Source organism: Streptomyces sp. NPDC015171, assembly GCF_043079545.1.
GTDB lineage: Bacteria > Actinomycetota > Actinomycetes > Streptomycetales > Streptomycetaceae > Streptomyces.
The window spans coordinates 92,039-105,176 of record NZ_JBIBUO010000021.1 but is presented as its reverse complement, the minus strand read 5'-3'; the positions used below and the strand labels follow the sequence as shown (position 1 = coordinate 105,176).

11 protein-coding genes and 1 pseudogene are annotated in these 13,138 nt (G+C 74.6%); 7 read left to right on the top strand and 5 right to left on the bottom strand.

Annotation, left to right across the window (positions count from 1 at the left end):
* Positions 1-318: pseudogene (locus ACF073_RS36355) on the top strand (CTP synthase); the annotation flags it as partial.
* A 104-nt stretch (positions 319-422) separates the two neighbouring features.
* Here ACF073_RS36355 and ACF073_RS36350 read toward each other — a convergent pair.
* From ACF073_RS36350 to ACF073_RS36335, 4 genes are all read right to left on the bottom strand, one after another.
* Positions 423-872, bottom strand: coding sequence for a peptidoglycan-binding protein (locus ACF073_RS36350; protein WP_392075764.1), 450 nt, complete (start codon positions 870-872; stop codon positions 423-425).
* 179 nt (positions 873-1,051) lie between these two features.
* Positions 1,052-1,654 (bottom strand): hypothetical protein, encoded by a 603-nt coding sequence (locus tag ACF073_RS36345; RefSeq protein WP_392075763.1) that lies wholly within the window; start codon positions 1,652-1,654, stop codon positions 1,052-1,054.
* An 82-nt stretch (positions 1,655-1,736) separates the two neighbouring features.
* Positions 1,737-2,618 carry a TIGR03943 family putative permease subunit gene (locus ACF073_RS36340; protein ID WP_392075762.1) on the bottom strand — a complete coding sequence of 294 codons (882 nt, stop codon included), beginning with the start codon at positions 2,616-2,618 and terminating at the stop codon, positions 1,737-1,739.
* The gene (locus ACF073_RS36335; RefSeq protein WP_392075761.1) at positions 2,615-3,652 is read right to left on the bottom strand and encodes a permease; all 1,038 of its coding nucleotides are present in this window, start codon (positions 3,650-3,652) and stop codon (positions 2,615-2,617) included. The genes ACF073_RS36340 and ACF073_RS36335 overlap by 4 nt, the downstream gene beginning before the upstream one ends.
* Positions 3,653-3,846: 194 nt before the next feature.
* Between ACF073_RS36335 and ACF073_RS36330 the strand changes: the two genes are divergently transcribed.
* Positions 3,847-4,662 carry a serine hydrolase gene (locus ACF073_RS36330; RefSeq protein WP_392075760.1) on the top strand — a complete coding sequence of 272 codons (816 nt, stop codon included), beginning with the start codon at positions 3,847-3,849 and terminating at the stop codon, positions 4,660-4,662.
* Between the two features lie 106 nt (positions 4,663-4,768).
* Positions 4,769-5,839, top strand: a complete 1,071-nt coding sequence (locus tag ACF073_RS36325) for a hypothetical protein (RefSeq protein WP_392075759.1) — start codon at positions 4,769-4,771, stop codon at positions 5,837-5,839.
* A gap of 20 nt (positions 5,840-5,859) precedes the next feature.
* On the opposite strand, the gene ACF073_RS36320 is transcribed toward ACF073_RS36325, so the two are convergent.
* Positions 5,860-7,404, bottom strand: a complete 1,545-nt coding sequence (locus ACF073_RS36320; protein ID WP_392075769.1) for a hypothetical protein — start codon at positions 7,402-7,404, stop codon at positions 5,860-5,862.
* Positions 7,405-7,669: 265 nt separating this feature from the next.
* Here ACF073_RS36320 and ACF073_RS36315 point away from each other — a divergent pair, with 265 nt between their 5' ends.
* The 4 genes from ACF073_RS36315 to ACF073_RS36300 all read left to right on the top strand — a co-directional run bounded on the left by ACF073_RS36315 (position 7,670) and on the right by ACF073_RS36300 (position 13,078).
* Positions 7,670-8,791 (top strand): FUSC family protein, encoded by a 1,122-nt coding sequence (locus tag ACF073_RS36315; protein WP_392075758.1) that lies wholly within the window; start codon positions 7,670-7,672, stop codon positions 8,789-8,791.
* On the top strand, positions 8,788-9,972 hold the full coding sequence (locus tag ACF073_RS36310) for a PP2C family protein-serine/threonine phosphatase (protein WP_392075757.1): 1,185 nt from the start codon (positions 8,788-8,790) through the stop codon (positions 9,970-9,972). The genes ACF073_RS36315 and ACF073_RS36310 overlap by 4 nt, the downstream gene beginning before the upstream one ends.
* A 494-nt stretch (positions 9,973-10,466) precedes the next feature.
* Positions 10,467-11,993, top strand: a complete 1,527-nt coding sequence (locus ACF073_RS36305) for a hypothetical protein (RefSeq protein WP_392075756.1) — start codon at positions 10,467-10,469, stop codon at positions 11,991-11,993.
* Entirely contained in the window at positions 11,990-13,078 is a 1,089-nt protein-coding gene (locus ACF073_RS36300; protein WP_392075755.1) for a hydrogenase expression protein HypE, read from the top strand. The genes ACF073_RS36305 and ACF073_RS36300 overlap by 4 nt, the downstream gene beginning before the upstream one ends.
* The last annotated feature ends 60 nt before the right edge of the window (positions 13,079-13,138 follow it).

Here is a 13,138-nt window from a genome sequence, read left to right as displayed (position 1 = left end):
GAGGACTCCATCGTGCGCGAGGTCTACGACGGCAAGGAGTACGTCGAGGAGCGCCACCGCCACCGCTACGAGGTCAACAACGCCTACCGCGCGGAACTGGAGAAGAAGGCCGGCATCGTCTTCTCGGGCACCTCCCCCGACGGCAAGCTCGTCGAGTACCTCGAATACCCGCGTGACCAGCACCCCTACCTGGTCGGCACCCAGGCCCACCCGGAGCTGCGCTCCCGGCCGACCCACCCGAACCCGCTCTTCGCCGGCCTCGTGAAGGCCGCTGTCGCCCGTGCCCTCGGTGACCGCACCCCGCTCAGCGTGCCCTGACCGGCACCCCGTGCGGGCCGGGAACCGCGTGCCGGGCGGCCTGCCCGGGACCCTCCGCCCGGGAGCGGACGGAGGGCGCTCCGGTCAGGCCGCCCGGCCGGACGTCAGTGACCGTCGGCGAACCGCTTGAAGGCGGCCTTGGTCCCGGAGCCCGCGATGCCGTCGATCGCACCGGTGTAGCCCCAGCCGTCCTTCAGGAGACGCTGGAGCGCCTTGACCGTGCCACCGCCGACCTTGCCGTCGATGGGGCCGGTGTACCCCCAGTACTTCTTCAGGCAGCGCTGGAAGGCCTGCCAGCTGCCGGTGCCGAGCCGGCCGTCGATCGCACCGGTGTAGCCCCAGTACGCCTTCAGCCAGCGCTGGACCTTCTTCGCCTGGGCGGCGCTCAGGCCGAGGTTGTCCACCGCCTGCGGGCTGACGGCCCGGGTGGCCGCCGCCGGGTGCGCCGCCGCGGGTGCGGCGTAGCCGGTGCCGGCGGCGGCGAGACCGCCCGCCGCCAGTGCCACCGTGGTCGCGGCGGCCAGCACCGTCCTGGTGAAGATGTTCGTCTGCATGTGTTTCCCCCTGGTAGACGAGTGCCTCTCGGCACGGCACACAAGCTAGGTGCGCGGGGTACCGCACGTCGCCAACCCGGGAGTTGATGTCCCGCTCCACCGGCCGCGGTAGTACCGGGCCGGGTACAACCCGCGCGGTAGGACCGCGCGGCGCGCGCCGCTCGCGCAGGGCCCGCGGGTCAGCCCCTGCCTCCGCTGAGGTTCCCCCACCGGGGCCCGATCTGCCGCCACTCCTCGTCCCACTCGGCCATGCGCCGCCGGATGAGCCGGCCGCGGACCAGCCAGCCCGCGCCCCAGACCAGCGCGCCGGCCACCGGGGCGACGAGGGCGCCGGTGAGGGCCGACTGCAGGTCGGCCCCCGTGCCGGTGACCGGTGCGGGCACGATCCGGTCCGCCTGGTTCGTCCACACCGTCACCCGGGTGCCGGCGGGGGCGCCCGGCAGCACCTTCGCCCGGTCGGTGTGCGCCGAGCCGTCCGCGTCCGTCCAGTGCACGGAGGCCCATACCCGCCCGTCGTCGTAACTGCCGCCGGCCGCCGGGGTCCGCGCCGCGTCATCGGTGAGCACGGCGGACACGGCGTGCACATGGACCAGCCGTTCCGCGAACGCCGACTGGGAGGTGTGTGCCGCCGCCAGCCCCGCGAATCCCCCGATGATCACGGCCAGCGCCCAGCAGGCGAGGACGATCCAGGCCTCGACGGCATCGCTGTGCCGCCGCAGCGGGTTGCGCCGCCACCGCCACAGCCGCACCCGGGTGACCGTCACGGGAGGTGTCCGCGCCATCGTTCACCGCCTCCTCTCGCGCACCGGCGAGCGAGCGTCACGACTCCATCGTGCACCTCCGCGGCCCCGTCGTCCGCGCGGGCTAGGAGGGGACCAGCGGCAGGTCGTCGGTGTAGGCGTTCACCGGCTGGGCGATGGGCCGGGCGTCGCGGACGTCGAGCGCCGCCTCCGCCGATCTGGTGCCCAGGGTGCCCCGTGGGTGCCAGGTGCCGGTCACCGCGAGCCAGGTATCGGCGGGCGGCGGGCGCGTGCCGTACACGCGCACCTTGACCGTCTGCGAGTCCGCCGCGCAGCAGGTGAAGATGATGCGGGTCAGGTACCAGCCGCCGCCCCCGGCCGCCGGGGTGGCGAAGCCCGTCAGCCGGACCGTGCGGCCTGTGAGGGCCCGGCTGCGGTCCTGCTGGACGCGTTTGGTGAAGTCGGTCAGGGTCATCGGCAGGGGCGAGGCGGCGGGCAGCGCGGCGAAGGCTTTCTGCGTGGCGACCGGCTTGTTGTTGGCGCGGGCCGCGGTGTACGCGCCGAGCGCGGGCGGGGCGTAGAAGAGCAGGCTGAGCGCGGGGAGGAACAGCAGCCAGGCGATGCGCGGGGTCGCGGTGTGGTCGTGTCCATGGGTGTGCCCGGAGTCATCGGCTTCGACATGTACATGTGCGTGGGGGTGTCCCCGCACCTGGCCGGTGGTGTGCCCGTCGGCGGCGGCGTGGCCGTTGCCGTCGTCATGGTCGTGTGCGGGGCGGCCGTCGGCGTCGGCGTGTGTGTGCTCGTGGACCCCGTGGGGAGCGGGCCGGCCTCGGCCCCGGCTGGCCGCGCCCGCCAGGCCGAGCAGCAGCAGGACCGCCCCGGACACGATCAGCGGCGGGCGCAGTCCGGCCTTGACGTAGCGCAGATAGGTGTCGGTGAGGACGGTCGCGTGCAGCAGACCGACGCCGGTCAGGGTCAGCAGCAGGGTCTGGGCGTGGCGCTTCACAGCAGCGCGCCTCCGATCAGGACGCTCGCGGTGACCGCCACGACGGTGGTCGCCGTGCAGAACCGCCAGGCGAAGGCCCGGCCGAAGGTGCCGGCCTGGAGCGCGATCAGCTTCAGGTCGACCATCGGGCCGACCACCAGGAACGCGAGCCGGGCGGTCGGCGAGAAGCCGGTGAGGGAGGCCGCGACGAACGCGTCGGCCTCCGAGCAGACGGCCAGCAGTACGGCGAGGGCAGCCAGGAAGAGCACCGACAGCCAGGGGAAGCCGGAGAAGGCGTCGAGGACGGAACCGGGCACGGTGACGTTGAAGGTGGCCGCGGCCATGGCGCCGACCACCAGGAAGCCGCCGGCCTGCAGGAAGTCGTGCTGGAAGCCGAGCCGGAACTCGGTCCAGCGGCTGTGGCCGGACCGGTGGCCGGTGTGCCGCTGGCGCAGCAGGGGGCGCAGCCACTTCTCCTTGCCGAGCCAGAGCCAGAGCCAGCCCATCACGGCGGCGGTGGCGAGGGAGGCGAGCAGCCGGGCGGCGACCATCGCGGGGTCGCCCGGGAAGGCGACGGCGGTGGCCATCAGGACGACGGGGTTGATCGCGGGCGCGGAGAGCAGGAAGGCGAAGGCGGCGGCCGGGGTCACGCCCCGGCGGATCAGGCTGCTCGCGACCGGGACGGAGGCGCACTCGCAGCCGGGCAGGATCGCCCCGGCGGCGCCGGCGACCGGTACGGCGAGGGCCGGCCGCTTCGGCAGCACCCGGGTGAACAGGTCGGCCGGCACGAAGGCGTTGATGGCGCCGGACAGGGCGGTGCCGAGGAGCAGGAAGGGGAGCGCCTGGACGGTGATGGCCAGGCAGACGGTGCGCCAGGCCTGGACGGCCGGATGGTGCGGCCACTGCGTGCCGGACAGCAGGAGCACGGCCGTGGCACCGGCCGTGAGCGCGAGGGCGGTGCCGAGCGGCCGCGGCCGGATGCGGCGCGCGGGCGGGCCGAGGGGTACGGCCGCCACACCGTCCACCACACCAACCAATTCATCCGATTTTTTCATAATCACTCCGGATGTCGGTGTCTGGCCGAAGATAAGCGAGGAGGGCGGCCCCTCCGCGTGTACACGCCGCCACGGAACGGACCAGCCGGAACAATGCGCTCCTTCGGTGGCTCTTCTCACAATCCGGTCGAACAGGGGTCGGAGGTGACGGGCGCCACGTCGCCGGAGGCACTTCTTCTCTACGTTCGTGACCCATGTCGTCCCGCTTCTCCCGCGCCGCCCGGACCAGGGCCGGTGCCCTCGCGACCGCGGCAGCGGCCCTCGCCTGCACCGGTCTCCTGCACCCGGCCACCGCGGCCGCCGCGCCCTCCGGACACACCTCGGCACCGCATGCCACGGCGGCCGTGCTCGACCTGGACGGCACCGGCCGCACCCCCGTGCTCCACGGCCGGGACAGGGCGTACGACACCGCCAGCATCGTCAAGGTCGACATCCTCGCGGCGCTGCTGCTCCGGGCCCAGGACGCCGGACGGCACCTCACCGTCTCGGAGCGGAAGCTCGCCGAGCCGATGATCCGGCGCAGCGACAACGCGGCGGCCAACACCCTGTGGCGGCGGATCGGCCGGGCCGACGGACTGGCGGCGGCCAACAAGCGCCTCGGGCTGATCACCACGAAGGGCGGGTCCGGCGGCAAGTGGGGCCTGACCCGGACGACCGCGAGCGATCAGATCCGACTGCTGCGGGCCGTGTTCGACTCCGGCGGCGGCGCCGCGCACCGGGGCTCCGGCGGCCTCGACGCCGAGTCCCGCACCTATGTCCGCGGCCTGATGGGCCACGTCGTGGCCGAGCAGACCTGGGGCGTCTCCGCCGCCGGCGGTTCCGCCGCCCGGCCGGTGCTGAAGAACGGCTGGCTGCAGCGCAACACCACGGGCCTGTGGGACGTGAACAGCGTCGGCCAGGTCACGGTCAAGGGGCACCGGTATCTCGTCGCGGTCCTCTCCGACGGCAGCACGTCCATGAGCGACGGCGTGTCGCTGGTGGAGCGGACGGCACGTGCGGCGACGGCGTGAGCGGAGGGCGCGTCGCCGCCTTCCCCGGACATTGACGTCCGGGACCCCTCCGCGGGATCACCGAACCCGGTGACGCCACGGCCGGCGGCGGTGGCAGGATGCCCGGATGGATCAGATCCTGCGCACGGCCGGCGGCCTGCTGGGCACCGAGCTGTCCGGCCCGGTCGACCTCGGCGGCTCCAGCCGCAGCTCCGTCCTGCGCTGCCGGACCGCGGACGGCGGCAGCGTCGTCGTCAAGGCGTTCACGGGCGAACCGGAGGCGGTGCGCTGCTTCGCCTCCGAGGCGGCAGCCCTGTCCCTCGCGGCGGCGGGACCGGGTCTGCTGGGCGTGGACCCGGAGCTGCGGGTGCTGGTCATGGAAGACCTGGGCGAGGCGCCGACCCTCGCGGACGTACTGCTCGGTGACGATCCGAAGGCCGCACGGGAGGGGCTGCTGGCCTGGGCCCGCGCCCTCGGCCGGCTGGCCGCCGGGTCGGTGGCACGCCGGGCCGAGTTCACCCGGCTGACGGACCGGTTCGGCCAGGGTGCGCCGTCCTGGGCGGACGAGCCGGGGATCGCCCGGACCGCGGCCGAACTGCCGGCGGTGCTCGCGGGGTCGGGGATCGACGTGCCGCCGGAGCTGACCGGCGAACTGGCCCGGATCGGCGCGGCGAGCGGTGACCCGTACCCGGCGTTCACCCCGGGCGACACCTGCCCCGACAACAACCTGCTCACGCCGGACGGCCTGCGCCTGATCGACTTCGAGGCCGCCGCCTACCAGTCGGTCTTCCTCACCGCCGCCTACTGCCGGATGCCCTTCGCCACCTGCTGGTGCGTCTTCCGGCTCCCCGCCGGCCTGGCCCGGCACATCGAGGAGACCTACCGGACCGAGGTCGTGGCCGCCTACCCGGAGCTGGCCGAGGACACGGTGTGGCGGGCCGGACTGCACCGGGCGATCGCCGCCTGGACGGTCCACGCCACCGTGCGCCTGCTGGGCCGCACCGGCGAGGACCTGCCGATGCACCGCACCCGGCGCCCGGTGCCGACGGTGCGCCAACTGCTGCGGCACCGCTGGGAGACGGCGAGCACGCTGACGGAGTTCCCGGCGCTCGCCCGGACGATGGAGCGCCTGCTGCGGGACCCCGCCGGCGGCTGGTGGTCCGCCCCGCTGCCGGAGTACCCCGCCTTCCGCCGCTGACGGCGGGGCATCGCCCGCGGCTACCCGGACCCGAGCGTCCGGGTCGAGTACGCGCACTCCGTGTAGATGTAGCCGGACCTGAGCTTGGCGGTGTCCGAGGCCGGGGTCGCGGTGCTGCCGCCGTGCGGCTTGTGCACGAAGTAGGTGGTGCCGACGGGGAGGCTGATGGTGCGCTGCGGGTAGTGCCTGCCGCTGTCGCTGCACGGCTTGAAGCGGGTGAACAGCGTGTCGGCGAGCGAGTACGCCTTGCAGCCGCCGCAGCCCTTGAGGGTGAAGCTGCCGGTGACCGGGCCCGTGTAGAGGACGGTGATGTCGTCGGGGCTGTCGTTCTTGACCGTGACGGAGATGCTGCCGCCGGAGTCCGTGGTGGGCAGCTTCTTCCCGGCCGCGGGGAGGGTCTGGGCGACCTCGGCGGCTATGGCGATCTTCTGGGCGCGGGCCCGGTTCCCGTTCCCCTTGTGGCCGGCGGCGAACTGCTCCATGGTCTTCTGCGCCGCGCCGAAGTCGCCGTCCTTGTACTGGTCGACCCCGCACGCGTAGGTACCGGAGTCGCCGCTGCGGCCGGCCCGGCTCGCGATCTTCGCCAGTCCGCCGCCCGTGTCGCCCACGGCGTCGGACAGATCGCCGATGCGGGTGTCAAGGGTGCGCAGCCGCTCGACGGCCGCGCAGGGTGTGTCACCGCCGACGTCCTTCTCGGCCTTCTTCACGGCCCCGTCGACGGCGGGCACCACCTTGGCCGCCGCCCCGGACCGCGGGAAGGCGTCCAGCAGGTCGCCGAAGCGGTCCACCCAGTCCACCTCACCGGCCGACAGGCCCTCGGCACCGCACTCGTACAGCGAGGTCGCGAGCCGGTCGTCGGGCCAGCCGGTGAGTGAGCCGAGCTGCTCGCGCGGCATGGTGCGGGGCACCGTACGGAGGTACTTCAGCGGCTCCACGGCATCGCAGTACTCGTGATGGCCGTACGCCGCGCCGACCGTCGCGTAGTAGGTGCGCAGGCTGTCGGGTACCTTGCCGGCCGCGCGGGAGCCGGGGTGGTGCACGGCGATGTCGCGGTAGACCTCCAGGGCCGCGCGGAAGTCCGACGAGGCGCTGGCGAACCGCTGCCTGCCGCTCGCGGCCACCAGGTCGTCGGCCCGCTCCAGACGGCCGAGGAGCGCCTGCTCCACGGCCTCGTCCCGGGCGTCGTCGTACCAGAGGGCGCCGCCGGCCGGTACGGCGAGCAGCACCAGGCCCAGCAGCACCGCGAGGGGCGACCTGCCCGGCAGGGCCAGCCGGGCACGCAGTCCGGCGAAGGCACCGTGGCCGGCCGCGGCCAGCAGGAACACGGCGTATCCGGCGAGCGCGGCTCCGGGGACGCCGTCGGCGTCGGCGGGGAGCGCGACGAGCAGCAGCGCGCCGGTCGCCGCCCAGCAGACGGCCATGAGGACCCAGCGGCGCAGCAGGGCGTATCCCAGGCCGAGGCCGCTGAGGTTGAGCAGGGCGACCGCGGCGGCCCGCCAGGCGTCCGGCGGGGCGGGCGGCGGCCCGGGCGGCGCGGCCGGCATGGGTGGCGGCCCCGGCGGCATGGGAGGTGGCGGGGGTCCGCCGAACCCCTGGCTCGGACCGTACGGACCTTCGGACATGACGGCTCCCCCCGTTCAACTGCGCCCGCATGCCTGCGGATTGGCAGTGTACGGGTGCGGGCACGGACCCGACAGTGGCCCGAGGACCCGCCCGCACCTACAAAACTTTTATTTGCCTTATGCCCCATTTGCCCGACTATCCTGGGCGGCCTTGCCCGGGCCGGCCGAGCGGCCGGCGGAACCCGAGGACGATGGGGGCGAAGACGGTATGCGCGGCGCACGGAGGTCCGTCCTGACGGCACGGCTCGGGCGGATCGGGCCCATCGCCCGTGTCGAACGCACCGACTGGGCCGACGCCGCCCGGGCCGCCGTGGCCGCCGGGCTGACCTGGCAGGCCTGTACGGCGCTGCTGCACACGTCCGACCCGTACGCGGGGGCGCTCGCGGCGCTGCTCGTCGTCGAGACGACCGTGGTGCGCACGGTCTCGGCCGCTGTGCGCTACGGCGCGGGCTGTCTGCTCGGCGTCCTCGTCGCCGTGCCCAGCGCCCTGTACCTCAGGCCCGAGATGGCGGGTCTCGCCGTGGTCGTGCTCGCCTCGGTGCTGCTGGCCCGGCGCGGGTTCCTCGGACACCACGGCATCCATGTGCCGACGACCGCGCTGATCACGTTCGCCCTGGTGCGTGGCCGCCACCCCGCCGAGCTGGCCTCCCACCTGGCGGAGATCGTGCTGGGCATCGCCTTCGGCCTGGCGTGCAGCGCGCTGCTCCTCCCGGCGGTGCGCGTGCGCTCCGCCGAGCGGGCGCTGGAGGAGCTGCGGGTGCTGGTCGCCCGGGATCTCGACCGCCTCGCGGATACGGTCGTCCGGCGTGAGCCGCCCCGCGAGGTGCTCGGGCCCGGCTGGGAGCGGGACCTGGACACGGCGGTGGAGCGCGCCCGCGCAGCCGTGGACGAGGCACACGAGAGCCTGCGCTGGAACGTACGGCCGGCCGCCCGGCGCCGCCGCTGGCACCTGGACCGCCGGGTGGTGCGCACCCTGGCCGACGTGGCCCGCCAGCTGACCGCCACGGGCCGGCTCCTCGACACGCGTCCCGGCGCCGCCGGCCCCTCCGGCACCGCCTTCGCCCAGCCGTACCAGCGGTTGCTGCGGACGACCGCGCTGTGCGTCTACTCCTGCCGGGGCGGCCGCCCGCACCCCGCGCTGCCCGCCGCGCGCCAGGCCCTGACCAGACTCGGCGCCGCCGCCTGCGACCCGCCGGCCCCCGACGCCGACACGGGCCGCCTGCTCCGCCATCTGGACTCCGCCCTGTCCAGCCTCTCGGCACCGGCACCCGCCCCGGCCGGGCACACCCGCCGGATACCCACCCCGCTACGGACCTCTCTGCGACGATGACCTTGCACCGCACCGCTTCCCGCACCGCCACCCCGTCCACCCGGACCCCGCCCGCCCTGCGCGACCGCCCGGCCGGCTCCCGCCCGCTGCCGGCGGCGGCCCCCGTGCTGCTGATGGCGGCCGTCGCCCTCACCGATCTGCTCACTCCCGACTGGCTGCATGTCTCACCGGTCATGGTCGCCGTGCCGGTCCTGGCCTCGGTGCTGCTCCCGCCCTGGGCCACCGCGGCCCTCGGCTGCGCCGCGCTGGCCGTGACCGCGCTGCTCCAGGCGGACGCGGGACAGTACGGGCACCCCGACTCGAACGTCGTGCTGTTCAGCCTGTTCGTGGTCGGGCTGACCTCGCTCGCCGCCTGTTCCCTGCGCCGGCGCAGGGAGTGCCAGCTGCGGCAGGTCCGTACGGTCGCGGAGACGGCGCAGCGGGCGCTGATGCACCCCCTGCCGCACCGGATCGGCTCGCTCGCCCTGCGCGGCGTGTACCTGCCGGCCGAGTCGGAGGCCAGGATCGGCGGCGACTTCTACGAGGCGCTGCGGACGCCGTACGGCACCCGGGTCCTGGTCGGCGATGTCCGGGGCAAGGGGCTGCCGGCCGTCGGGGCCTCCGCCGCCCTGCTCGGTGCCTTCCGCGAACTCGCCCACCAGGAGCCTTCGCTCATCCGGGTCGCCGAGCGGCTCGACGAGCGGGCCCGGCGGCAGATCGCCGCCGTGGACGGCGTGCCCGACGGCGACCGGCCGGACGGCGGGGCACTGTTCGCCGAGCGGTTCGCGACCGCCCTGCTGGTGGAGTTCCCGCCCGGCGAGCCCCTGGCCCGCCTCGTGCACTGCGGGCACCCCGAGCCGTTCCTCCTGCACGCGGGGCGGGTGCGGAACCTGCTCCCCGAGGAGCCGGGGGCCCCGCTCGGCCTGGGCAACCTGCTGGCGACGGCACCCGCCGCCCAGACCGTGCCGTTCGGCCCCGGTGACCGGCTGCTGCTGTACACGGACGGCTTCATCGAGGCCCGGGACCGGGAGGGCCGCTTCCTCGACCTGTCCGACCGGGTCGCGGCGCACGCGCAACGGCCCCTGGAGGCGCTGGTGGCCGCGGTCCGCCGTGACCTCCTCCGCCATGTGCACGGCGACCTGGGCGACGACGCGGCCCTGGTCGCACTGGAGCGGCTGCCCGACGGGGCGCGGGAGCCCTGACCCACGCGAACACATCCGCGCGGTCGAGCGGCGTATGGTGCCGCCGGACGATCTGGCCCAGCTGCCGGCCGCCCTGGAGGACAGGCTGTGCGCCCCGGCCCAGGACGCGCCGGCCGCCGCCCCGCCGGACCGGGCCGGGAGGCGGAGCGGGCCGGGAGGCGGCCGGGCCTGGCGCCGCACGCTGCCCCGGCACGGTCCGCCGCTGTTCCGGTGGCCGGTCGCTGTCGGCGATGCCCGGCAACGGGAGGGGCCCCGGCCCGGGCGGCCGCCCATGGCGCCCGGGCACCCGCCGACGACGACCGTCGTACGGGACCTCGTGCGCCGCCGTTCCAGAACCGGCCCGCACCGACCAGCCGCACTCGGCGGCCCGGGGATTTCGGGGGCGCTTTCCCCTGTCCGGCCCAATGACGGTGCGCCGGAGGGGCGGGCCGCCGTGACCGGTGTGACCGTGGGGGTGACAACCACGGACGCACCGGTGGTGGCGAGGAGACGGCATGGCGAACAGAGTCGGCGAGGGCTGTGCGCAGCTGAGCGCCGTGGCGGACGCCGTCCTGTACGAGGGCTATCTGCTCTATCCCTATCGCCGGTCCTCGGCGAAGAACCGGGTCCGCTGGCAGTTCGGGGTCCTGCTGCCCCGGAACTGGGTGGAGCGGGACGCGCCGGTCGCGCCGGGGATCTCCGGCTCGGCCGACTCCTGGTACCAGCAGACCGAGTGCCTGTTCCGGGTCCGGCGCGAGGACGCGGTCCTGCGGGTGCGGGTGCGGTACCTGCAGCTCCAGCACAAGCAGGTGGAGGAGGCGGACGGGGACGGCGGGCACCGTCCGGTCGAGTCGCTGCGGACGGCCGACGGGGTCACCCAGCTGTCCTTCGAGGAAGCGGTGCCCCGCGAGAGGGAGCTGGTGCTGCCGCTGGCGGAACTGCTGCGCGGCGGCCGGACCGTCACCGTGGGGTCGCCGGCCGGCGCCGAGTACGAGCCGCTGCCCTCGGCAGCGGGCCGCACGGTGCGCCGGCGCCGGGAGGTACGGGCCGAGGCCACGGTGGTGGCCGAGCCGCTCGCACCGGAGCTGTACCGGCTGCGGGTGCGCACCGAGAACACGGACGACGCGCCGGACCCGGCGGCCCCGCGGGGCGCGGTGCTCGGGCAGGCGATGCTCGCCACCCACACCCTGCTGACCGGCGACGGCATCGAGTTCGTGTCGCTGATCGACCCGCCCGCCGCCCTCGCGGAGCGGGCGCGCGGCTGCCGCAACGCGTTCACGTTCCCCGTGCTCGGCGGGTCACCGCCGGAGTCAGGCACCGCGGACGGGGCGACGGCCGCGTCCCTGCTCTCCGCGCCGATCATCCTCCCGGACCATCCTCAGGTGGCGCCGGAGAGCCCCGGCGATCTGCACGACGCGGCGGAGATCGACGAGATCCTCACGCTGCGCACGATGCTGCTGACCGACGAGGAGAAGGCCGAGGCGCGCGCCACCGATCCGCGGGCCGCGCAGATCCTCGACCGGGTGGACACCATGCCCGAGGAGGTCCTCGCCCGGCTGCACGGCACCATCCGCTCCCTGAACCCCGTGCCGGCCCCCGCCGCCGAGCGCTCCGCCTGGTGGCAGGAGGGCGGCGACGACGGCCTCTCCCCGACGACGGACACCGTGCTGGTGGACGGGGTGCCCGTGGGCGGCGGCAGCCGGGTGCGGCTGTGCCCGCGCGGCCGGGGCGCCGACGCCCAGGACATGTTCCTGGACGGGCGGACCGCACAGGTCGCCGCCGTCTTCCACGACGTCGACGGCAGCGTCCACCTGGCCGTCACCGTGGACGACGACCCCGCCGCCGAACTGCACGGCTGGTACGGCCGGTTCCACTACTTCCGGCCGGACGAGGTCGCACCGCTCGACGCGACCGGGCCCGGTGCGCCCGGACCCGCCCGCTCCGACTCCCCCGGCGAACCATCCGTCCCGACGCTCGCGGCCCCGCAGGCCGCGGCCCACGACCGATCCCGAGACCGGCTGCAACGGAGGCCGCAGACATGACCACACACAGCGGTACCACCGACGTACGCGGTGAGCCCGGCGGCACCGAGGAGCACGAGGGCTTCGACGAGGTCCACATCCTCTGGATCTCGGAGGGCATGAGCTGTGACGGTGACACCGTCTCCCTCACCGCCGCCGACCAGCCCTCCATCGAGGACGTCGTGCTCGGCCTCATCCCGGGCCTGCCCAAGGTGAACCTCGTCAACAAGGTGCTGTCGCCGAGTCTGGGCGGCGAGGACTTCCTGGCCCCCTACCGGGCGGCGGCCCGGGGCGAGCTGGGACCGTTCGTCCTCGTCATCGAGGGCTCGATCCCGAACCAGAACATCATCGAGGGCGACGGCTACTGGACCTCGTTCGGCAACGACCCGGAGACCGGCGAGCCCCAGCCGCTGAACTGGTGGATCGACCAGCTCGCGCCGAGGGCCTGGGCGGTGGTGGCGGCCGGCACCTGCGCGGCGTACGGCGGCATCCACGCGATGGCCGGCAACCCGACCGGCTCCATGGGGCTCGCGGACTACCTGGGCTGGGACTACCTCTCCCAGGGCGGGCTGCCCGTCATCAACGTGCCCGGCTGCCCCATCCAGCCGGAGAACTTCATGGAGGCCCTGATCTGGGTGCTCCAGCACGCGGCAGGCACCGCTCCCCCGCCCCCGCTGGACCACATGCTGCGTCCGCAGTGGCTGTTCGGGAAGACCGTGCACGAGGGCTGCGACCGCGGCTCGTACTACGAGCAGGGCGACTTCGGCCTCGACTACAACTCGCCCAAGTGCCTGGTGAAGACCGGCTGCTGGGGCCCGGTGGTCAACTGCAACGTGCCCAAGCGCGGCTGGATGGCCGGGATCGGCGGCTGCCCCAACGTGGGCGGCATCTGCATCGGGTGCACGATGCCCGGATTCCCCGACGCGTTCATGCCGTTCATGGACGAGCCGCCGGGCGGCACGCTGTCGTCCCTCGTCATCAAGCCGTACGGAGCCGTGATCCGGCGGCTGCGCGGGTTCACCAACGACATGGTGAACCACGAGCCCAGGTGGCGCCACAACAAGCGCAAGCTGACCAGCGGTTACGACCCGCGCTGGCGTGCCTGACGCCCTGCCGCCGACACCGATCCTCCGCATCCGCCGCATCCGCCATCCGCTCGACCCGAA